17 protein-coding genes and 1 pseudogene are annotated in these 21,883 nt (G+C 41.3%); 14 read left to right on the top strand and 4 right to left on the bottom strand.

Annotated elements, in window-relative coordinates:
• Positions 1–71: 71 nt before the first annotated feature.
• The 3 genes and pseudogenes from IGJ05_RS07375 (at position 72) to IGJ05_RS07365 (ending at position 2,796) form a co-directional block, all read left to right on the top strand.
• Positions 72–1,483 (top strand): annotated as a pseudogene (locus tag IGJ05_RS07375) (IS5 family transposase).
• A 7-nt stretch (positions 1,484–1,490) separates the two neighbouring features.
• The gene (locus IGJ05_RS07370) at positions 1,491–1,829 is read left to right on the top strand and encodes a chromate transporter (protein ID WP_225582140.1); all 339 of its coding nucleotides are present in this window, start codon (positions 1,491–1,493) and stop codon (positions 1,827–1,829) included.
• A gap of 40 nt (positions 1,830–1,869) precedes the next feature.
• On the top strand, positions 1,870–2,796 hold the full coding sequence (locus tag IGJ05_RS07365; RefSeq protein ID WP_087627012.1) for a Spy0128 family protein: 927 nt from the start codon (positions 1,870–1,872) through the stop codon (positions 2,794–2,796).
• 81 nt (positions 2,797–2,877) lie between these two features.
• On the opposite strand, the gene IGJ05_RS07360 is transcribed toward IGJ05_RS07365, so the two are convergent.
• On the bottom strand, positions 2,878–4,812 hold the full coding sequence (locus IGJ05_RS07360; RefSeq protein WP_060792678.1) for a BglG family transcription antiterminator: 1,935 nt from the start codon (positions 4,810–4,812) through the stop codon (positions 2,878–2,880).
• A gap of 247 nt (positions 4,813–5,059) precedes the next feature.
• On the opposite strand from IGJ05_RS07360, the gene IGJ05_RS07355 reads away from it, so the two are divergent.
• The 5 genes from IGJ05_RS07355 to IGJ05_RS07335 all read left to right on the top strand — a co-directional run bounded on the left by IGJ05_RS07355 (position 5,060) and on the right by IGJ05_RS07335 (position 10,711).
• Entirely contained in the window at positions 5,060–5,521 is a 462-nt protein-coding gene (locus IGJ05_RS07355; RefSeq protein WP_005225261.1) for a PTS sugar transporter subunit IIA, read from the top strand.
• Entirely contained in the window at positions 5,518–5,841 is a 324-nt protein-coding gene (locus IGJ05_RS07350; RefSeq protein ID WP_005225262.1) for a PTS fructose transporter subunit IIB, read from the top strand. Before IGJ05_RS07355 ends, IGJ05_RS07350 begins: the two co-directional genes overlap by 4 nt.
• Before the next feature lie 18 nt (positions 5,842–5,859).
• Positions 5,860–6,960 carry a PTS fructose transporter subunit IIC gene (locus IGJ05_RS07345; protein WP_060792679.1) on the top strand — a complete coding sequence of 367 codons (1,101 nt, stop codon included), beginning with the start codon at positions 5,860–5,862 and terminating at the stop codon, positions 6,958–6,960.
• Positions 6,961–7,223: 263 nt separating this feature from the next.
• Positions 7,224–9,899, top strand: coding sequence for a mannosylglycerate hydrolase (gene mngB / locus IGJ05_RS07340; protein ID WP_005225264.1), 2,676 nt, complete (start codon positions 7,224–7,226; stop codon positions 9,897–9,899).
• Between the two features lie 383 nt (positions 9,900–10,282).
• On the top strand, positions 10,283–10,711 hold the full coding sequence (locus tag IGJ05_RS07335; RefSeq protein WP_005225265.1) for a GNAT family N-acetyltransferase: 429 nt from the start codon (positions 10,283–10,285) through the stop codon (positions 10,709–10,711).
• An 85-nt stretch (positions 10,712–10,796) separates the two neighbouring features.
• On the opposite strand, the gene IGJ05_RS07330 is transcribed toward IGJ05_RS07335, so the two are convergent.
• Positions 10,797–11,624, bottom strand: coding sequence for a LysR family transcriptional regulator (locus IGJ05_RS07330; RefSeq protein WP_081117234.1), 828 nt, complete (start codon positions 11,622–11,624; stop codon positions 10,797–10,799).
• Between the two features lie 150 nt (positions 11,625–11,774).
• Between IGJ05_RS07330 and IGJ05_RS07325 the strand changes: the two genes are divergently transcribed.
• From IGJ05_RS07325 to IGJ05_RS07305, 5 genes are all read left to right on the top strand, one after another.
• Positions 11,775–12,743, top strand: a complete 969-nt coding sequence (locus IGJ05_RS07325) for a TDT family transporter (RefSeq protein WP_081117235.1) — start codon at positions 11,775–11,777, stop codon at positions 12,741–12,743.
• 93 nt (positions 12,744–12,836) lie between these two features.
• Positions 12,837–13,796, top strand: a complete 960-nt coding sequence (locus IGJ05_RS07320) for an L-lactate dehydrogenase (protein ID WP_010747562.1) — start codon at positions 12,837–12,839, stop codon at positions 13,794–13,796.
• Between the two features lie 318 nt (positions 13,797–14,114).
• Complete coding sequence (locus tag IGJ05_RS07315; RefSeq protein ID WP_010747563.1) at positions 14,115–15,191, top strand: ABC transporter permease; 1,077 nt, start codon at positions 14,115–14,117, stop codon at positions 15,189–15,191.
• A gap of 5 nt (positions 15,192–15,196) precedes the next feature.
• Positions 15,197–15,898, top strand: a complete 702-nt coding sequence (locus IGJ05_RS07310) for an ABC transporter ATP-binding protein (protein ID WP_438725135.1) — start codon at positions 15,197–15,199, stop codon at positions 15,896–15,898.
• Positions 15,899–15,945: 47 nt separating this feature from the next.
• Positions 15,946–16,572 carry a TetR family transcriptional regulator gene (locus IGJ05_RS07305; protein WP_081117236.1) on the top strand — a complete coding sequence of 209 codons (627 nt, stop codon included), beginning with the start codon at positions 15,946–15,948 and terminating at the stop codon, positions 16,570–16,572.
• 115 nt (positions 16,573–16,687) lie between these two features.
• On the opposite strand, the gene IGJ05_RS07300 is transcribed toward IGJ05_RS07305, so the two are convergent.
• Both IGJ05_RS07300 and IGJ05_RS07295 read right to left on the bottom strand, forming a co-directional pair.
• Positions 16,688–18,115, bottom strand: coding sequence for an APC family permease (locus tag IGJ05_RS07300; RefSeq protein WP_005225272.1), 1,428 nt, complete (start codon positions 18,113–18,115; stop codon positions 16,688–16,690).
• Between the two features lie 557 nt (positions 18,116–18,672).
• Positions 18,673–19,212, bottom strand: coding sequence for a hypothetical protein (locus tag IGJ05_RS07295; RefSeq protein ID WP_010747566.1), 540 nt, complete (start codon positions 19,210–19,212; stop codon positions 18,673–18,675).
• Positions 19,213–19,352: 140 nt separating this feature from the next.
• Here IGJ05_RS07295 and IGJ05_RS07290 point away from each other — a divergent pair, with 140 nt between their 5' ends.
• Positions 19,353–21,830 (top strand): vitamin B12-dependent ribonucleotide reductase, encoded by a 2,478-nt coding sequence (locus IGJ05_RS07290; protein ID WP_010747567.1) that lies wholly within the window; start codon positions 19,353–19,355, stop codon positions 21,828–21,830.
• Positions 21,831–21,883 lie beyond the last annotated feature (53 nt).

Raw genomic sequence — 21,883 nt, 5'->3', positions numbered from 1 at the left:
GCATAGAATACAGAGGGAAACACCAAAAACCCGTGCACTTTTTTCAAAAATCATACGAAGGGGCGATGAATATGTACAGAAAGCAGACTAATCGGCAATTAACCCTTTATGACTTCGATCAGCCGTTGGGGCTCACGATGAACCCAGAAAACCGTTGGGTCAAAAAAGCGGCTACGATTCCCTGGTCAGTCATTGAAGATAAGTATGCCGCTCTGTTCAAAAGTGACAGAGGGAACATCGCCAAGCCGGTAAGAATGGCACTGGGTGCCTTGATTATTCAAAATGAATTTCAGTACGCAGATATCGAAGTCGTCAATCAGATTCGCGAAAATCCCTATCTGCAGTACTTTGTCGGACTGCCTTCGTACAAGGATGAAAAGCCGTTCGATGCTTCTTTGATGGTGCACTTCCGCAAACGTCTCTCTTCCGAAATTCTGATTGAAATCAATGAATTGATCCTCAAACCGATAGAGGATAGAGAAGATGATTCCCACAATGACGACAATGACAATGATGCGTCAGGATCTGAGAATGAAGGAACGCTCATTCTGGATGCCACTTGTGCACCTTCAGAAATCAAGTTTCCGCAAGACACGGAACTGTTGAACGAATGCCGGGAAAAGTTGGAAGGCCTCATCGACGCAATCTGCGAAGCAAACCATCTTCCCAAACCCCGCACCTATCGGAAATGGCCCGAAAGGATTATCTCAACATCGCGCGCAAGAAAAAGAAAAGCGGAAAACAAATTCGCAAAGCCATCGGCAAGCAACTGAACTACATCCGGCGGGATCTCGGGTACATCGATGCGTTTCTAAAGCAAGGCTATACGCTAGTGCCGAAGCAAGCCAACCTGTTGGGGACATTGCGGAAATTGTACGAACAGCAGCTTTACATGCACACAAGCAGGACGCACAAAGTGCAGGATCGCATCGTCAGTATCAGCCAGCCTTTTATCCGCCCGATTGTCCGGGGAAAAGCCAAGAATCCGGTTGAGTTCGGGGCCAAACTGGATATGAGCATAACCAACGGTTACGCCCGAATTGAAAAAATTTCCTTCGATGCCTACAACGAGAGCGAATGTCTCATAGTTGCGGTAGAACGCTACAGAGAGCGGATGGGAGTGTATCCTGAACGAGTTTTGGCGGACAAAATATACCGAAATCGCACAAACTTGAGCTACTGCAAAGAACTCGGAATCCGATTATCCGGACCGTCGCTCGGCAGGCCCAAGAAGGATCAAAAGATTGACAAAAAACAAGAATACACTGATAACTGCGATCGAGTAGAGGTCGAAAGAGGCTTCAGCCTGGCGAAAAGAAAGTTCGGGCTCAGGCTTATTCGAACACGCCTTGAAGAGACCAGTCTGTGTGTAATTGCTTTATCCATCCTTACAATGAACCTGTCCAAGGTTTCATTGCGCATTTTTTTGACTCTCATCCAATGGATGAGCTTACCCAGAATTGAACCCCTGGTGAACCCGTAAGCTAAAAATGGGGGATTTATTCAGCAGGCATTATTTACTTTTCGATATCCCAGGTGCTTTGGTAGCTACAGTAGGGATTTTTTTACCATCGTTTCTACTGGTTCTTATATTAGCACCACTATTTTCCAAGCTTAAACAATCCAATACATTTTCCAAAATGTTAATTGGTATAAATGCGGCAGCATTAGCATTGATGGCTAATGTTACCATCCAATTAGGACAAAATATCTTTGTTGAATGGTATTTCATTTTAATTTTTTTTATTAGTCTATTAGGTATTCTTAAATACAAAATTAACTCTGCATTCTTCATCTTAGGGGGAATTCTATTAGGTCTATTTTTATGATTTAGATTAGATGATCTATTGATAAGAGTTTTGCATAAGAATGTTAGGGTATACGATCCGAGAAGTCGCAGGGACAGATAGCACTATCACCTATGACCAAACAGAATACCATGTAACCGTAAATGTGGAAGACCAATCGGGGCAATTAGTGGCAAGTCCAAGCTATGAAGGCAGTGCTGTTTTTAAAAATAGCTACAATCCCGCAAAAGGGAGTGCGGTTCTAGAAGCAAGTAAAGAATTGACTGGCAAAGCACTAAGTGCAGATGAATTTCAATTCCAGCTGTTGGACGAACAAGGGGAAGTGATTCAAACCAAGAGCAATGATGCCAACGGAAAAATTTACTTCGATGCAATCGACTATGACCAAGCAGGCACATACAAGTATACGATCCGAGAAGTCGCAGGGACAGATAGCACGATCACTTATGACCAAACAGAATACCATGTAACCGTAAATGTGGAAGACCAATCTGGACAATTAGTGGCAAGTCCAGCGTACCAAGAATCGATTATTTTCAAGAATACTTATGTATCACCAAAACTTGGGAAAGTAACTCTGAAAAAAGTAGACAGCGAAACAGGAAAACTACTGGCAAATGCAGAGTTTGAGCTGCAAGATTCGAAAGGAAATATTTTACAAAAAAACATAGTTACGAGCAAAGATGGAAAGGTTGAGATAAGTAATTTAGAAGTAGGAGAGTATCAGTTGATTGAAACCAAAGCACCGAGTGGTTATCAAATTGATAAAACACCGATCAAATTTTCAATAAATGATCGCTCCACTAATATATCGAAGCCAAAAGTGTTAGAAAAAGAAAATAAAAGGATAAAAAAATCAGACAGTGCTGCTCTGCCTAAGACAGGAGAAACTGCAGATCAACGATATGTTCTCGTTGGATTGTTTTGTATTATTGGTTTCATCTTGTTAATGATATTTAAAATTTTAAAGGTCAAGAAACAATCTTAATCTTGCATACTATGAATGAGAAAAAGAGCTATCAAATAAGATTAGTCATATCAACAAAAGGAGCTGGATTCCCAGCTCCTTTTATAATTGCTTTATACAGCTCAAAAAGTGGTGATAGTCACTATTTTGCAGGATTGCTTGTTGAATATCTTCACGATCCATCAACTCTAATAAAAGACTATAGATTTCTTCGGTATCTTCATATTCGTCTTTTTGAATCGCAAAGAGAAAGACGAATTTAACCAAATCACCATTTCCCCAATCAACGCCGTCAGGAATGATCGCCACTGAAACGGCTGAGCGTTTTGCCATCAAGGTCATGGGATGGGGGATAGCAAGCCACTCGTTAATATTGGTCTGATTGATTGCTTCTCGTTTTTTCACACTGTCATAAAAATCTTGGGGCACAAAATCTTTTTGGTACAGTTGCTGCGCCATTTTCTTTAGTAAGGTTTCTTTATCTGCATGATTTTCATGAAGAAAAAATGCTTTTTGAAACAATGAATAGATACCATCTTTTGATTCACTGAGCGTTTCAATGAACGGTTCGATTTTGCCAATTTCTTTATCTAGCTTGGCCATGTTGATGTAAATAGAAGGAACCGAGAACTGTTCTAATGGAACGGTTGTGATCACAAAATCAATGGCAGAAAGATCACATTGTTGTAGCTCGACGTAAGAAAAGCGATCAACGACTTCGATCGTTTCTTGATAGTGCTTGATAATTTTTGCTTCAATAATACGACTCATGGCTCGACCGGTTCCGCAAACAAGGATGACGCGATGTTTATGATGATTTCTGATGGAACTCCTTTCCATAGCACCTGCGATGTGCAAAGCGATATAGCCGATCTCATCAGGAGAAAAATAAAAACCGTGTTTCAGGCTTACCGTTTCTAAATGAGTCAAACATAAATCATAAGCCTGTGGAAAAGATTTTCTGATCGTTGCCAGCAATGGATTGCTACGGCGTGCATCCATTAGATTCATGTTGATAAAGCCCTCAATATGAGATGTCAAATCGTCTATTAGCATCTTGTCTGTCTCTAACGCATAGTTTGACGTCTGTTTGATCGCAGTTAATAATTCTTCCACAATGGCTTTCGCAGTTTTCGTGGAAGAATCGCTTGCATCGCCTGTTTCAACTAAACGTGGTGCATTCATCGCAAGATAGTAAATGAAGTATTGTTTTTCTCCAGCAGTCAATTGTATATCAAATGCATGATCGATTTCTTCTAAGAAGTGACCAACAACTTTCTGGGCGTCTTCTTTGAGCGCGGGCACGTGCAAGGGAAATTCGTTGATCTGATGGCCAGCTATAAAGCGACTGATTGCTAAAGCAAAATGAGAAAGAATGTTTTTATGATAGTAGTCAGAGTCTAACAAGTCTAAGGGCGCCAGATGATTTAATGACAATTCTTGCAAGCGGGTCAGATCAATCGTATCAAACAACTCAAGTTCCATTTCCGTAAAACCCACCAAATACTCTTGGAGATCTTTTTCAATCAAAAGATCACTGATTGCTTGTCGCTTGGCGAATTCGTTACCCAAGACTTCAAAGCCAATATTTGGACGATTTACTATTTTTAATTGATAGGTCGCTAAATTGTCTCGAGCCGTTTTTAAGTATGAGTAAAAGGTGTTTTTACTAATAAATAATCGATCAAGAAAATCATCTAAGGATAAAGGGTTTTCATTCTTAAATAAAAGGAAAAGTAGATAGGCTTGTCGTTCTTCACTCGTAGTTAGAAAGGACTCGGTAGTCGACATACTTTCAGTCCACCAGTCATGAAATCGTTCTTTTGAACCAATAGACAACAAATAGCCTTGCCCTCGAATCAACTTGATGGAGGCACCCACATTTGTTAACAAATCATTCAAATTTGCAATGTCGGTCCGAACCGTTCGCTCAGAAATCGAGAAGCTTTTTGTTAACTCCTTCATTGGTAGCGGCGCCGTTTGTCTAGTTAATACTTCCATTAGATCATCTAATCGTTGATAAGCAAGTTTTGACACTTGTTTCACCTCCGTGCTCTTTCTCATCATACAATAGAAAGAATAAGAATGAAATGCTTCACCAGTACCGAAAATTTCCAGAAGAGTTGGCAATCATTTTGGAAAACGCTTTACTAATGATTGCCACTTGAATTGGAAATTTGTTGTGTTTACATCGTGAATTAGAAACCGTAAATTAAACGTGTACAGAAAATAAACCACACGAATTACGCTAATGGTTTCATAATAAAGGAAAGGAGCAGATGAGATGGATTTTCAGAAAAAAAATATTCTCTTGAATGTGGCTGTTACATCAAAAGAAGAACTGTTTCACGTAATTGCGCATCATGCCTATGAATCAGGGATCGTTACCAATGCAGCAGATACATGTGCGGCATTCATTGAACGGGAAGCACAATATTCAACCGGCTTACAAGAAGGCTTTGCTATTCCACATGCAAAAGCTGAACCCGTTTTGGAACCGACCGTTTTGTTTATTCGTTTAGAGCAAGCCATCGAATGGGAAACCTTCGATGATTCAGCAGTCAAAAATGTGTTTGCTTTGATGGTTCCTAAAAAAGATGAAGGAACGGTGCATCTGCAAATGTTGAGTCGCCTAGCAACCGCATTGCTTGAAGAGACATTCATCCAGCAGATTCAACAATCAGAAGACAAAGCTTATTTAGCAGAATTGATCAAAAAGGAAATGATGGGAGAGAAAATTGTATGAAAATAGTAGGAATTTCCGCCTGTCCAGCTGGATTGGCACATACACCGATGGCGGCAAAAGCTTTAGAAAAAGCTGGTGTGAAACTTGGCTATGAGGTCAAGATCGAACAGCAAGGCTCATTAGGGCAAGTCAATGAGATCACTGCAGCCGAAGCAAAAGAAGCGGATTTCTTGCTTTTAGCGACTGACCAAAAAGTTGTTGGGATGGAACGGTTTGAAGGAAAACCGCAAATTCGAGTAAATATCAATACGTGTATCAAGGCACCGGAAGCGGTGCTGAAGAAATGTGTAGCTGCTGTTGAACAAAGAAACGCAAACTAAAGGAAAGAGGCAAGGATGATGAAAAGAGTTCTAGCAGATTTAAAAGGCCACTTGATGAGTGGAATTAGTTTTGTACTGCCATTGATTATTGGTGCTTCACTGGTTGTTGCCATTCCGAAAATGATTGCTCTTGGTATGGGGATCACAAGCTTAGATCCTTATGCTGACACGGAAGGCTTTAAACATGCGCTTTATTTGATTGAACAAGTAGGGTGGGCAGGAATCGGCTTGATCAATACTGTCTTGGCTGGTTTTATCGCGTATTCTGTTGGAGATAAGGCTGCGCTAGGTGCCGGCTTTATCGGTGGTGCAGTCGCTTCTAGCACCAATGCTGGGTTTTTAGGGGCAGTTATTGCTGGGTTCTTAGCAGGATACTTAGTGAAGTGGGCGAAAGAACATATCAAATTACCGGAGTCGTTTGCTGGGGTGATGCCGTTGGTAATTTTACCTTTGATTGCTACATTGTCCGTAGCAATCGTCATGGGCGCCTTACTCTCTGAGCCCTTGGCGTGGATCAATACTAGTTTGGTTGAATGGATCCGAACCATGATTGAAAATGACGTTAACAAAATTTTACTGGCATTCATCATGGGGGCAATGATTGGCTCTGACTTAGGGGGACCTGTAAACAAAGCTGCTTGGATGGCAGGAAATGTGTTACTAGCGGAAGGAGTCTATTTACCAGCCATCATCGTGAACGTTGCGATTTGTGCGGTACCATTTGGATATGCCTTAGCAACTTTGTTCCACAAAAATCGATTCAACAAAGAGCTACTGGATGCTGGGCGTAATAACTTTATTATGGGGTTCATCGGAATCACAGAAGGAGCAATTCCTTTTACATTAGTCAATCCATTACGGCTTGTGCCGATCAACATGTTGGGAGGTGCAATTGCTTCTGGTTTGGGGATCGCATTAGGAATGTATGACAAAATGCCACCAGTTGGGGGAATCTACGGCTTCTTCACTGTTGGAAACGGTTGGGCGTATTTGATTGGACTATTTGCAGGAGCAGCCTTCATCGGTTTTGTCGCGCCTTTATTCGTGAATTTCAATAAGCAAGAAGAACAAACAGAAGATATTGCCCTCGATGATATTGAAGTGAGCTTTGAAAACTAAGTAACAAGGCTGATTAGCTAAATAGTAGCAAAAGAAAAGGCACGAGCAGGTGATTTTTCAAGAACGCTTTAAGGTATCTGACAAGGACAAGACTTGGGGAAGAAAACAAGAGTATTTGAAGAGAAACGATTTTCAAAATTCGAAGCATTTATGTAAGGATCAAATGATGCGTACCAGATGGTAAAAAAATTGAGAAAAATTAATAGGCACGAACGACACCCATCGTTACGTGCCTTTTTTAATCACGGGAGAGGAATGATTGAATGAAAAAAACAGTACATGTCGTACCCCACAGTCATTGGGATCGCGAATGGTATTTTACGACGAGTCGCTCGAAAATCTATTTGATGCACGATCTAAAAAACGTCATTGAACAACTAGAAAAGGATGATCCTTATGAAAGTTTCATTTTAGATGGACAGGCTTCTCTGTTAGATGATTACTTGAAATGGCGCCCACAGGACAAAGAAAGGATTCAACAACTTGTTCAACAAGGAAAATTGATCATTGGCCCATGGTACACACAAACCGATCAATTAGTGATCTCGGGAGAAAGCATTGTTCGTAATATGTTATATGGCATGAAAATTTGTGAAGCATTCGGAACCTACATGAATGTCGGCTATGTGCCAGATTCTTTCGGACAAGCAGCTAGTATGCCACAAATCTATCGTGAGTTTGGTATCACAGACACAATGTTTTGGCGCGGTGTCAGTGATGACGATGTTAAACACACAGAGTACAAATGGCGTGGAGAAGATGGTTCTGTGGTCAATGTTTACCAGATCCCAAGTGGGTACTACATTGGCGGTGCCATTCCTGAACGAGAAGCAGAATTAGCAGAGTTCTTACATCAAGAACCGTTTAAAACGACTTGGGGGCGCAGTGCAACGGATCAAGTGTATTTTCCAAATGGTTTCGACCAAGCACCAGTTAGAGAAAATCTTCCAGAATTGGTTGATCGAATGAATCAACTGTATCAGGATGAGTATGAGTTACAATTTTCAACGATCGAAAAATACATTGCTGCGGTCAAAGTACGCCATCCTGAGTTGGAAGAAATCGCTGGTGAACTGATCAACGGCAAATTGATGCGAATTCACAAAACGATTTTTTCTTCACGTCCTGATTTGAAGGCGATGAACACACAGATCCAACATTACTTAGTCAATGTCATGGAGCCTATCTTAACCATGGCTATGCAATTAGGATTTGAGTACCCCGTAGAAACAGTCATAGAGATTTGGAAGTTAATGTTTGAAAATGCGGCGCATGATTCGATCGGTTCTTGTGTTTCTGATACGACCAACGAAGATATCTATATGCGCTATAAGCAAGCGCGAGATATTTCTATGAATCTTGTCGAATTGATGTTACGACAGATTTCTACTGCAATCAACAACCCACAAGCAAAAGAAATTACTTTTACGCTTTTCAATACCTATGACACAAAACGTAATGGGGTGATCGAAGCAGAGGTTTATTTGCCGCAAAAAGATTTTGCGATCCTTGACCAGTCAGGTCAGGCGTTACCTTATACGATTTTAGAGCTTACCGACCAAACGGAGTATGTGTTGAATCAGGGGAACATATTAGATCCAGTCAAGGAGATCTATTTGCCGGAGAAAGTCTATAAAGCAAAGATTGCCATAGAAACGACTGATGTGCCGAGTATGGGGTATACCCAGCTGACAATTGATTTAAAAGGTGATACAAGCGCACCATTGCAGGAGATTACAACCAATACGATCGAAAATGAGTACTATCAGATCACTGTCAATAGCAATGGCTCGTTAGATATTCTAGATAAAACCAATCAGGTGCTTTATCAAAATCAAGGGATCATTGAAGAAAATGGCGACGATGGTGATTCATTCAATTATTCACCACCTGTGAAAGATTTTGTGATTTCATCAATTGATGCGCAACCAACGATCTCGATTCAGCAATCAGCAATCTACCAAAAGATTGATGTGGTATTCACGCTGAGGGTTCCGAAGGATTTAGCTGAACGTGCAGAAAAGAAGGTCTCGGCTTCACTACCGATCCAATTGACGATCGTGTTGAAAAAACAATCGCAACAAATTGATTTCAACTTAACGGTTGAAAACCAACAAGTGGATAGTCATCGGGTATGTGTGCTATTTGATACCGGAATTGCCTCGAAATTTTCGCTGGCTGACCAACAGTTTGGCACGTTGCAGCGCCCTGTTGTGTTTGAAAAAGAAATGGCTCTTTGGGAAGCTAATAAAGAGCAATGGAATGAGCAGCCGATCGCCATAGAAACTTGTCAATCGTTTGTCGGTTTATTCGATGCATCCCATGGCGTAGCAGTCATGCCCAAGGGTGTACGTGAATATGAGATCGTGGGGAAAGCGTTTGATACGATTCGCTTAACGATTTTCCGAACCTATGGCTTCATGGGGAAAGAGAATCTACTGTATCGACCAGGGCGTGCTTCAGGAGAATCAGTGATTGCGACACCAGCTGCGCAGTGCCACAAAACGATGCATTTTGATTTCTCTGTTGCTTACTTTGCTAAAGGATTTGATCAAGCAAATGTTGCACAGAGTGCCAAACAAGCAGTAACACCGATCACTCTTTATCAATCCGCAGAATTCCTGAATTCCCGCTTGATATTTACTTTAGGACCGGTTGAACCAACCTTACCGGCAAACTTTAGTCTTTTTGAGATCAATGGCAATTTGACCCTGAGTGTATTGAAAAAAGCCGAAGATCGTCTAGGTTATATTTTGCGTCTATACAATGGGCTTTTAGATGAAGGTGGACACGCAACGATCACATTCAACCATCCAGTGAAGTTAGTAGAAACAGTCGATTTAAAAGAAGCTACAAAAGAAGCACTGGTTGTGGAAAAGAATGTAGTCACTCTTGAAAAGATAGGCCACGCAAAATTTGTGACATTGTATGTAGAGTAATTGCTACTGAGAAAAAGTCACGCGAAGCGGCGAGTCCGCTTGTGCCATAGAAAAGTGAAAAAGGTTCGTAAGTCTTATCAAAGTATTTACGAGCCTTTTTTAATACTAATGCGAAACAGACGAGAATCTTTGTAGGTTGAATGCCAATAGCGAATGTATACCTAACCCATCCTTTCCAAGGTATGCAAAAATCTCTCCTCTGTACGAGTTGCACGAAAGGAGGAAAGTCAGAAGGCAGCTTGTCGGTTTTCTTTTAATTCTTATTTCCATCTCAGTTTATGTAGTTTTTGGTATTTCACATCAGCGGCGCAGAACGGGCTTTCTTGACAAATAAGCATTCTAAAAATATAGTTGAGTCAAAAGCTGCAAGACAGGAGAATATCATGAAAATTAGAGCCGCAGCATTGTCTGATCATAAAGAACTAACTCATTTGTCGAAAGTACTAGGCTATCCAATCGAAGAAGAAGTATTGATCGAAGGCCTAAAGAGAATTTTAGCTGAGGAGGATCATCTCTTGCTTGTTGCCGAAATAAAGGGTAAAGCAGTTGGGATGATTGAAGCACAGCCGTATTCAACAGTTTATTCTGCTGGGCAATTTTTTAATGTCCTAGGTTTGGTAGTGGATGATCAAGTGCAAAAGCAAGGCGTTGGCGGGAAACTACTGTCGGCAATTGAAGAAGAAGCCCGACAGCGAGGAATGCAAGGCATTCGATTAAATTCGAATGTTAAACGCCATGCTGCTCACAGGTTTTATGAAAATCATGGCTACCACAGCAGTCATGAACAGAAACGGTTTATCAAGGAATTATAAAAATACAAAGACGCTGGAGGAGTGACAAACGACACTCCAGCGTCTTTTTTTTGTATTCACTTTAATTGGTTCAAAAGACTAATATTTATGGAATCAATGCTAACAACAGCCGTTTAATCTCCTCATAAACCTCTCCGGTTTCCGGCGTCACACGTTGACGATTCTGAATGATAAAAAGATCACGATAGCGGTACTCTGGATCAAGTTCCTGCCAAGGCAACTCTTCTGGTAATGAAAGTTTCGAAATGATCGATTTGCCGATGTTTTGTTTTAGTAGGGACAAAATCACTTCGCTATTATTGGCTTTGATGATTTGCGGATTTAGGTGCTGTGCGTAAAGATAGGTTTCGTTAATGTAATACATCCCCGAGTCGTTTTCTCGCAAGACCCAAAAATCAGAAGCGAGGTTGCCTGCTAACACCAATTCATCGCGATAAACGAATTCTTTTTGGATCAATGGCGAAACGATTGATTTTTCGATCAGGCCGATATGGGCTTTGTTTGATTCGACGGCATCGATCACTTCTTGCGAATTCATGATTTTGATTTCAAAGGCAAATGTTGGAAATTCTGCAATCAGCTGTGCCATGATGCTAGGCAGTAAGTAAACGGCGGTGGTATTCGAACAAGCGAGCACACACGCTGTTTTAAAATTTTTGGTGTCTTTGGCTTGCGAAAAAATAGTGGACAATGAGCGGAGGGACTCGACCACACGAGGATACAAAAACTCCGCTTGGCTAGTGGGTAAAATCAATTGTTTTCCTTTACGTTCAAAAAGTTTGAAGCCAAGTTCCGCCTCTAATCGTTGGATTTGCAAGGAGATCGTTGGCTGAGTTTTATAGAGCTGTTTTGCGGCAAGACTAAAGTTTCTCGTTTCATAAACAACAATGAAGGTTTTGAGCAATTCAATCATTTTGCGGACTCCTTTATTATTAATAATATTTATAATTAGTATTTAAAAGTACAATTTTACAAATAGTTATCAGGTGATTATAGTATAAGTGTAGAGAAAAAAGAAAGCAAATTTAATTGAAATTTTCATACGTTAAGAAAGGATGAGTTGATGAAAACATCGATCCAGCATTTTTTACATTCATTGCCAATCCCGATTTGCGGCTTGATTTTAGGCACTGTGTCTTTGGGGAATTTATTGTATTCAGAAGGAATGGAGACGGTTGGAAATGCGTTTTGCACCCTTGGTATTTTCATCATGGGGCTCTTCCTTCTGAAAGTATGCTTTACATTTAAGCACACGATGTCAGAGTTGCAAAACCCAATCGTTGCTTCGGTGGCGCCGACCTTTACGATGGCGCTGATGGTGATCTCCACTGTTTTTGAACGGGTCATTCCCAATGCAGTGGTGAATGATCTGCTCTGGTGGGGGGCTATCGGCTTACATTTTGCTCTAATGATCTATTTTGTTGTCGTGCATATTTTGCCTGTCGACCTTTCGCTGGAATACATTTATCCAAGCTGGTTTATTACCTTCGTCGGGATTGGCGTAATTCCCAATACTTCTGCTGTCTTTTTTAAAGAGCTAGGGGAAGTGATCGTCTGGATCGCATTGGTATTGTATTTTACGCTTTTGCCGATTATTTTAAAGCGAGTCGTCCATCAAAAGCTGACGGAACGTGCGGCAGTTCCTTTGATCACGATTTTAACAGCACCAGGTTCTCTTTGCTTAGCAGGTTACCTTTCCGTATTTGAACAAGGCTCTGCTTGGTTTGTCGCCTTTATGCTGTTATTGTCACAAACGATTTATTTCTGTGTTGTCGCTTATATGAAAAACATGCTGGCAGTCGGGTTTTACCCAAGCTATGCGGCATTTACGTTTCCTCTTGTGATCTCGGCGACTGCAATGTTCAAATCAGCACTGTTTTTTGCGAATCACCCACTGATATTTGGGTTTCTACAAGCCTTAACGATTATTGAAACCAGCTTTGCCGTGATTGTCGTCTGCTATGTGTTAGGAAAATATGCTGTTCATTTGTATCAGCAAACCAAAGCGCTGATTGCCGGTCATAGTTATTAAGGAAACACAAAAAATCATCCATTTTTTGAGAAAATGCGTACTCTACGCAAAACAATAGCACAAGTATTTGAAAAGAAAGGGAAGGGATCGCACATGAAAAGTACAAGCAGAAAAGTTGTCGTTGTCGGAACAGGTTTCGTTGGAACGAGCATTGCGTATTCCATGATCAATCAAGGACTAATCAATGAATTGGTCTTGATCGATGTCAATCGAGACAAAGCAGAAGGAGAAGCCCTCGATTTGTTAGACGGTATGTCATGGGGGCAAGAAAACATCAAAGTTTGGGCGGGAGAGTACTCGGAATGTAAAGATGCTGATATCGTCGTTATTACTGCAGGGATCAACCAAAAGCCAGGACAAACACGGCTTGAATTGATCGATGTGAACGCCGAAATTATGGCAAGCGTCACAAAACAAGTGATGGCTTCAGGCTTTGATGGCGTGCTTGTCATCGCTTCAAACCCAGTCGATGTCTTAACTTATCAAGCATGGCGTGTGTCAGGGCTGCCAGCCAATCGTGTTGTTGGTACGGGAACGACCCTCGATACCACAAGACTTCGAAAAGAAGTGGCGGCAAAATTAGCCATCGATCCACGGAATATTCATGGGTATATCATTGGGGAACACGGTGATTCGGAAGTCGCTGTCTGGTCCCATACAACGATCGGTGGTCAACCGATCGTAGAATTGATCAAGCAAAAGGATCGTTTGACCGTTGCCGATCTAGCGGTTCTTTCTGAACGAGTAAAAAATGCCGCCTATGAAATCATCGATCGAAAACAAGCAACATTTTACGGGATAGGGATGAGTGTCGCAAGAATCGTTCGAGCGATCTTAAATGATGAGCAAGCGATTCTGCCGGTGTCTTCCTACCTTGATGGGGAATATGGCATCAACGATTTATTCACAGGTGTTCCTGCAGTCGTGGACCAAAACGGCGTCCGCGAAATTATTGAATTGACGCTTACCCCTGAGGAAAAACGGCAGTTTGATACTTCGTGTCATCAGTTACGAGCAGTAATTTCCACAATTGGACAAAGCAAAGTCAGCTGATCTCAAGAATACTAGTAATGAAATCCTCGTGTTCGTTTTTGCCAAAGCATGGTTCGACTATTTACGGTCGGCCATGCTTTTTTTACATCTAGCCAAGAATGTTAAAAGGAAATGGCGTATTTTACGCGAAACGCCCACTATTCAACTCTCTTTTTTCTCACTCCTTTAGAAAAAACATCCTCAGTGAATGACAGAAAAAGAATGATCGATCAACCTTGCAAACATTTCGAGTTGTAAAAAGTGACAAAGTGTCACCTTGTGTGGTATTCTTCAAAAAGTGACACTTTGTCAACATTTGGAAAACAGGAGGAAAGAGCAATGTTTCTGGCTATAAAAGAAATGCGTTATTCAAAATTAAGATATGGGCTGATCGTAGGAATCATGTTTTTGATTGCCTATGTTGTTTTTATATTGTCTGGCTTAGCTACCGGACTTAACTGGGATTTTAAAAAGGCCATCGTCGACTGGGATTCATCCGCGATCGTTTTATCAGAAGATGCGAATGACACATTTGCGGCTTCGCAATTGACGAGAGGGGATCTAGACCGTGTAGCAGGAACCCAAAAAGCCCCGATTGGTTTATATAGCAGTGTCATCACGGTCAACGATGAACAAGTCAATGTGACTGTTTTTGGTACACAAGACGATGCGTTCTTGTTACCAGAAGTTTTAGAGGGCAAGCTGTTTTCAAAAGAAAATGAGATCACGATTTCAGAAAACTTAGCAGAAGAAGGTATCAAGGTCGGGGATCAAGTGAAAATCGGACGTTCAGATGAAACCTTCAAAGTCGTTGGGATCACCCCAGAAACGTCTTATACGGTGTCACCAGTGATTTATACTTCCCTCGATACTTGGACGAAAATGAAGTTTGCTAATCAACCATTTCCATCTGATAAGGAGCAGCCCATCAATATCATTGTGACCAAATCAAGTGATCCGAGAGTCGATAACCAAGAAGGAACCCAGCTCAAAGTCTTGGCAACGGAAGACTTTATTGAAAAGCTTCCCGGATTTTCTGCCCAAAACTTGACCTTAAATGCCATGATCTACTTCTTATTTGTTGTTGCAACGGCAATCGTGGGGATTTTCATGTATGTGATCACCCTACAAAAAACGGCGATTTTTGGTGTGATGAAAGCCCAAGGGATTCGGACCAGCTTTATTGCTAAATCAATTATTGCGCAAGCATTTATGGTCGGTGTGATCGGGGTAGCCCTAGCCTTTGCGGCGGCATACGGCACCAGTTTGTTTTTACCAGATGCCATGCCATTTTTCTTTGAATTAAAGCAATGGCTGCTTTATAGCGGCATCTTGATTCTCGTGGCAGTTCTAGGCGGCTTATTCTCCATTCGGACGGTCACAAAAGTCGATCCAATTACGGCAATAGGAGGGTAACAAAGATGAAAGACATTTTAGTAATGAAGGATATTATAAAAAAATTTGGCAAGCTGCATACCGAAGTAACGGCATTAAAAGGACTGAATTTTCACGTTCAAGAAGGGGAGTTTGTCAGTATCATCGGCCCTTCTGGTTCAGGAAAAAGTACCTTTTTGACCATCGCTGGCGGCTTACAAAGTCCAACATCGGGAGAGATCATCATCAACCAGGTGAACTTTTCCCAATTAAATGAAAAGCAACGAGGAAAGTTGCGTTTTAAAGAGATTGGGTTTATCTTGCAAAGCTCGAATTTGATCCCTTTTCTAACGGTAAAGGAACAATTTTATTTGGTCGACAAAGTTTCAAGAAAAGCCAAGGAAAAGGAACGGATTGATGAATTGCTTGCTTCATTAGATATTCTCGATCTTCAAGACAAGTTTCCCCGCGATTTATCTGGTGGGGAACGTCAACGAGTAGCAATCGGCAGGGCGTTGTTTAAGGACCCAAGCTTGATTTTGGCGGATGAACCAACTGCCAGTTTAGACACCGATCATGCGTATGAAGTCGTGAAGTTATTGGTGAAAGAAGCGCATGAGAAAAAGAAAGCGACAGTCATGGTCACTCACGACGAGCGAATGATCCAATGGAGTGATCGCATTTTCCGAATGGAAGATGGCAATCTGATCGAACAAAACGCCCCGTCAAGAGAAACTGCACAAGTCTGAGTGGAAAAGTAGAGGGATTTGTTTATAATAGAGGGAGTAGATTGCGAATGATGGAGGAGAATCCCTTGCCAAGTACAACATTTTTTCATTTAAAACAAGAGAAAAAAGAAAAAATCGATGCCGTGCTTTTAGAAGAATTCTTCAGCAAGCACATCAGTCAAGTCAAGGTCTCTGCCATCGTCGAAAAGTCGCACATTTCTAGAGGGGCGTTTTACAAGTACTTTCAAAACTTAGAAGATGCCTATGACTATGCGATCGCCGACTATTCAAACCAAATCCATTCCGCGATTTTTACGTTTATCAATCGCAACAAAAATGATTTTTTCAAAGGGATCGAAGAATACTTGGCTTGGTGCAGTCAATGGTCACCTGAAGATGATCATTGGAAAATGATCCACTTATGTACCCAAAGCAATGCCTGGACGAAGCGCGATGCGATCCCTGACGATTCGCCCATGATTCGTCAGTGGTTGGAGCTGTTGGAAGAAAATCGCTTTACGATCCATGATACGCAAGAAGCTGTCAGTTTCCTTTATTTTATTATGGCGGTCGTGATGGATAGTCTGACAGATTTTATTTCGAATGAATGGACCGCAAAAGAGCTGATCAAAGATTTTCGCTATAAGGTGCAATGGATCAAGTATGGAATCAAAGAGGAAAATGACGAAGAATGAACGCTTCGGCAAGAGGATGGAGCAAATGCCTCGCACAGCGGAAAAGTTCATATATAAGGAAAGAGGTGCCCGACAACCGAAATAGTTGTCGGACACCTCTTTTTTGAGGGAATGATTATTTTTTATTTACACGTTTCGCAATGATCGGCAAGATCAAGCCAATCAAAAGAAAGGCGATTGGCGTAATGATATTTAAGGCCAATTGGAAGAACCAAGCTTGCGGATCTGCCGCATAATCAAGCTTAGGAACCATCCCTAAAATGCAGGCAAAGGCCGTGAACAAGAAGCACCATAAGCCGATCCCAAAGCCAACCTTGGTGTTTTTCACGAATTTATAATCGGAAGTAAAGCGATTGGCGTGTTTGTTGACTAACATAAAGGCTAAGAAGACCCATAAGTAACGCAATGGCATGACAACTGAATTCAAGTTCAACAACCAACGATACAGTTCGGTCATATTGCCGATTCCTAGTGCTGGAATAATGATCAAAATGCTGACTAGGATACCAGTCATAATATACCCATTTACTGGTGTTCCTTTTTTGTTTAGTTTTGCTAAGCCATTTGGTACAAATTCTGAATCAGCATCAGACAATAATATTTTCAATGGGGCATCAATTGAAAAAGCCAAAGCAGAAATTTGCGCCAACGCATTGGCGATGGAATAAAGAATGACAAAGAAATTGCCGATTCCGTAGAAGTTTCCTAGTCGTTGAAAGGCTTCATAAGCGCCGTTGACCATCAAATCTTCTGGAATATGGTTGGCATCAAAAAGCATCCCCATAGCAATCGAGCCTAGCAAGGCACATAACGCCACCATACCGGCTAAAAAGATCATGCCTTTTGGAAATTCTTTGGCAGGATTTTTTGTGTTATTTACGTAAGGCGAGATTTTTTCACAGCCACCTACCGCAAATACCAGCATCGAGATCGTGGTTAAATAGGTAAAGTCAAATTTAGGGATATAGGTTGAAACAGATGACATATTTGGTGTAGCAATCTCAGCACCAGTCATTGCTGGAGCAGTCACTGCTAAAAGAATAAAAAGAATCGACATCACGAACATGGCTGTTCCGGCGATGTTCCCAATCATTTTTAAGGTCGTCAATCCTTTAGAGGCAATCCATAAAAAGAATAGAAAAATAGCTAAACAAATCAACGAGACTTCCATGGAGCCCATCGTTGATACAAATGTACCATTTCCTTTAAATAACCAACTCAATGACACTAAGATTCCTTGGGGTTTTTGTGCCAAATAAGGCACGTGAACGACCCAATAAGTCCAAGCAGCAAAAAAAGCCAACCGCTTTGTTGAGGTTTCTTTGATCCATGAGGAAACCCCACCACTTGACTCTTTGAAGGTCGATCCTAACTGACCAACACTTAATGCATAGGGTACAAAATAAAGAGCCATAATTAATAGCCACGAAACAACAACAGTCAATCCTTGTTGAGCGTAGTTGTTTACAACATTTCCCAGTCCCCAAACAGAGACGAACGCCATCAGCGCAATATTATACCAGCGTAATTGTTTCTCATTCATCGCTTTCTCCTTCTTAAAATGATTTTTCTGACTGGTTAAAATAGAGCGTTTTTTGAAATTTAGTGAGAAAAAAATTTCTTTCCATAAGCGCTTGATCACTATCAAGTTTCTTATGCATTTTTTCGCAAATGTCAAAGATCAAATTGAAAAAAAATTTCATTTGCTTCTTTTTATCCAGTCGTTGATTTTCCATAGTTAGGATAAACCTCTGAATTCTTTTGGTCAAGAAAAATTAAATTGTTATTTAAAAAAAATAATAAATTTCTGATGATTGAAAAAGCAAACATCATCATTCATTAATAATCTGAAAGGAATCCAACTACATTTGGTCAAGGGCATGGATGAAAGAGGGAGTGTTTCATTTAAATGAATGGACGTACAAAGATGGAAGAAACCCTTTCGTAAGGCTTTTCGCTGGTACTTTTTGGATTGATATTTAAGCAAAGAAAGTAGGAGAGTAGTCGTAGTTTTTTTGGTTTTCTAAGAAAAATTTTACGCGAACATTCTTTCAAAGAAACACTAAAACAAAGTTAGCCGAATGCTTCGTTCCATCGAAATCACTCGTTTTTTTTCGCCAACTTATAGGAGGTGGGTGTTATTCGCTCAAATACTGGCCATAAAATCAGATAAAAGACGAAGTTTCCGCTGGCATGGAAGAAATCGAACAGTAGTCCTTGAAGGTAATAGGCAAGAAACGAAGGAAACTGATAAAGCCAAACTTCCATCAACGAAACGATCAAGCCATAAAGAAGTCCGCAAAGAAAGGCAAAGAAAGCTTGCAAGAAGCGGTTTTTCTTGATGATCGGTATTTTTCCAATCTGATGAAAAAGAACGATGGTGACAGTAAGTGCAGCCAATTGACTGATCGTCCAGAGACCCATGCCTAGATAGATATTTGTTCCGAGCAAACTTAATAAGGCAATCACCAACGCATCGGATAAACGGTAAGAAAAAGCCACTAAAAATAAAAGGGCACTCATAGGCTGAATGTTAGGGATAAAGACAAAAACTAACCGTCCAACGATACAAGCCGCAGTGATCAGTGCTAAATGAGAAATTCTTTGGATAGAAAATATCTTGGTTTGGGGAGGAAGCATGAGAATCGCCGTCTTTCTAATTGATAATCATTCTCATTATACATGGAAAATAATAAAATTCAAGATTGAAATGCACATTATATAGTACGATAATAAAAAACGAGCACAATATGTTGTGTTTTAGAAGGCGAGGGAAAGAAATGGAATACAAAAAACAAACGATTGAGAAATTGAACGAGGATATCAAGTTGTTCCAAGAAGTTTCGGCGATCACACCAGAAATGACCCAAACATTTGAGGGAATCGCTCGTTTGATTATGCTGGATCGTTATTCATACAAGGATCAAACCCATCAAACATTGCGTAAGGATGATTTGGTGATTTTGACAACGAAAGCTGATCCTAAATATCCTGCGCGAGGAATCGGTGTTGTGAAAGCAATCGATGGGGAACTAGTCTCTATCGAAGTGGAAGAGGCCTATCGCTCAGCGTTAGAAGATATTGATGAACAAGCCAATGGACTTGTTAAAAGAAGAAAAAGTGACATTGAAAAACCGTTAGAACTCTTTTTTGAGCAAGTGGCGCATCGTGTAGCCAAAGGGATTTCTGCCAACGAGTCCCATGACCAGGAGCACTTCTTTGAGGCGTTTTACCAACAAATCGTGGCGCAAAACCTAATTCCCGCAGGCAGAGTACTTTATGGAGCAGGAACAAATTCTCAAGTTACCTACTTCAATTGCTTTGTGATGCCTTTCATCCATGATTCCCGAAAAGGGATTGCTGTTCATCGACAAGAAGTTATGGAAATCATGAGTCGAGGTGGCGGGGTTGGAACCAATGGGTCGACTTTGCGACCAAAATCAAGTGTGGTCCACGGTGTCAGTGGTCGGTCTTCTGGGGCAGTTTCTTGGTTGAATGATTTGGCAAACTTGACGAACCTTGTCGAACAAGGAGGTAGCCGCCGTGGAGCGCAGATGATTATGATGGCAGATTGGCATCCAGATATTTTTACGTTTATTCTTTCTAAAGTTCAAAATCCTGCTGTATTGCTTCACCTGAAAAAAACAGTCACGAATGCAGCAATCAAACAACTGATCAATGAAAAACTGCAATTTGATCCTTTGACAAAAATGGAAGAAAGAATGTTCACTTATCTAGCGCAACTGCCTGAATCGTCAGATAAGGAACATAATGACATGATCCAAAAGGCAAAAGAAAAATTGCGCATAGGTGGCAGCTATACGGTAAAAGAAAGTGATTTCTTAACTGGTGCGAATATTTCAGTCTGCTTGACAGGAGAATTCATGGAAGCAGTGAAGACAGATGGGTGGTATGAGCTGCGCTTTCCAGATATTGACAATTATTCAGAAGCAGAGATGGCGCAATATGATGCAAAATGGGCGGAAGTCGGGGATGTGCGAGAATGGGCAGCTGCTGGTCATAAAGTCAAAACCTATCAAAGAATCAAAGCTCGTGAGTTATGGGAGTTGATTACTTTTTGTGCAACGTATTCTGCTGAGCCTGGTATTTTCTTTATCGATAATGCCAACAAGATGACGAATGCTACAGCATACGGACAAAAAGTCGTGGCAACCAATCCGTGCGGTGAACAGCCCCTAACCCCTTATGCCGTCTGTAACTTGGCAGCCATCAATCTCGCAAACATGGCGGATCGCCAGAAAGGCACCGTTGATTTTGCCAAACTAAAAGAAACCGTGAAAACAGCAGTTCGTTTCCAAGACAATGTTATTGACGCAACGCCTTACTTTTTTGACAAAAATGAGCAGCAGGCGAAAGGGGAAAGACGTGTTGGATTAGGGATCATGGGCTTGGCAGATTTATTGATCTACTGTGGGAAAAAATACGGATCGGCAGAAGGGAATCAATTCGTTGATCAAATTTTCGAGGCAATGGCAGTCACTGCCTATGAGGCATCCATTGAATTGGCGAAAGAAAAAGGCAGCTTTCCCTTCCTGATTGGAAAAAATGACCAAGAGACGCAAGCGTTGCGGAAGAAATTTATCGATACAGGATACATGAAAAAAATGCCAGCGCACATCCGCGAAGGCGTGCTGCGAATCGGTATTCGCAACTCTCATCTTTTGACTGTTGCGCCAACAGGATCGACAGGCACGATGACGGGAGTTTCAACTGGTTTAGAACCTTACTACTCCTTTTCTTATTTTAGAAGCGGTCGACTAGGTAAGTTTATTGAAATCAATGCGGAAATCGTTGACGAATACCTGATGGATCATCCTGAACGAACCAAAGCGGAGTTGCCGGCATGGTTCATTTCCGCTATGGAGTTGACACCCGAAGAGCATGTCGGTGTGCAATGCACCATTCAACGCTGGGTGGATAGCTCCATTTCAAAAACGGTCAATGCACCAAAAGGATATACAGTAAGCCAAGTAGCCAAGGTTTATCGAGATCTTTATGAAGGAGGAGCCAAAGGAGGGACCGTCTATGTAGACGGCAGCCGAGATTCACAAGTACTTACCTTAGAAGCGGTTGAAAATGAGCTGACCGCACAAGTTGAACCGCTGCCTGTCGTTCAAGTAGATGAACCCGTCGCCTCTGGTAAAATCTGTCCCATCTGCCATGAAGGAACCATTGAGGAAATCGGCGGCTGCAGTACCTGCACAAACTGTAAAATCCAATTAAAATGCGGGCTCTAAGAAAAACGGGATTGATAAAATAACTCTTATCCGCATATTGGATAGAAAAACGA

It is taken from the genome of Enterococcus sp. AZ167 (genome assembly GCF_051714025.1).
Classification (GTDB): Bacteria; Bacillota; Bacilli; order Lactobacillales; family Enterococcaceae; genus Enterococcus_D; species Enterococcus_D casseliflavus.
This window is presented reverse-complemented; position numbering and strand designations above follow the sequence as displayed.

Bases quoted from the DNA above. Each gene is read 5' to 3' on its own strand.
- IGJ05_RS07370 (WP_225582140.1), top strand. From the start codon at position 1,491: ATGGGGGATTTATTCAGCAGGCATTATTTACTTTTCGATATCCCAGGT.
- IGJ05_RS07365 (WP_087627012.1), top strand. From the start codon at position 1,870: ATGTTAGGGTATACGATCCGAGAAGTCGCAGGGACAGATAGCACTATC.
- IGJ05_RS07355 (WP_005225261.1), top strand. From the start codon at position 5,060: ATGGATTTTCAGAAAAAAAATATTCTCTTGAATGTGGCTGTTACATCA.
- IGJ05_RS07350 (WP_005225262.1), top strand. From the start codon at position 5,518: ATGAAAATAGTAGGAATTTCCGCCTGTCCAGCTGGATTGGCACATACA.
- IGJ05_RS07345 (WP_060792679.1), top strand. From the start codon at position 5,860: ATGAAAAGAGTTCTAGCAGATTTAAAAGGCCACTTGATGAGTGGAATT.
- mngB (WP_005225264.1), top strand. From the start codon at position 7,224: ATGAAAAAAACAGTACATGTCGTACCCCACAGTCATTGGGATCGCGAA.
- IGJ05_RS07335 (WP_005225265.1), top strand. From the start codon at position 10,283: ATGAAAATTAGAGCCGCAGCATTGTCTGATCATAAAGAACTAACTCAT.
- IGJ05_RS07330 (WP_081117234.1), bottom strand. From the start codon at position 11,624: ATGATTGAATTGCTCAAAACCTTCATTGTTGTTTATGAAACGAGAAAC.
- IGJ05_RS07325 (WP_081117235.1), top strand. From the start codon at position 11,775: ATGAAAACATCGATCCAGCATTTTTTACATTCATTGCCAATCCCGATT.
- IGJ05_RS07320 (WP_010747562.1), top strand. From the start codon at position 12,837: ATGAAAAGTACAAGCAGAAAAGTTGTCGTTGTCGGAACAGGTTTCGTT.
- IGJ05_RS07315 (WP_010747563.1), top strand. From the start codon at position 14,115: ATGTTTCTGGCTATAAAAGAAATGCGTTATTCAAAATTAAGATATGGG.
- IGJ05_RS07310 (WP_438725135.1), top strand. From the start codon at position 15,197: ATGAAAGACATTTTAGTAATGAAGGATATTATAAAAAAATTTGGCAAG.
- IGJ05_RS07305 (WP_081117236.1), top strand. From the start codon at position 15,946: ATGATGGAGGAGAATCCCTTGCCAAGTACAACATTTTTTCATTTAAAA.
- IGJ05_RS07300 (WP_005225272.1), bottom strand. From the start codon at position 18,115: ATGAATGAGAAACAATTACGCTGGTATAATATTGCGCTGATGGCGTTC.
- IGJ05_RS07295 (WP_010747566.1), bottom strand. From the start codon at position 19,212: ATGCTTCCTCCCCAAACCAAGATATTTTCTATCCAAAGAATTTCTCAT.
- IGJ05_RS07290 (WP_010747567.1), top strand. From the start codon at position 19,353: ATGGAATACAAAAAACAAACGATTGAGAAATTGAACGAGGATATCAAG.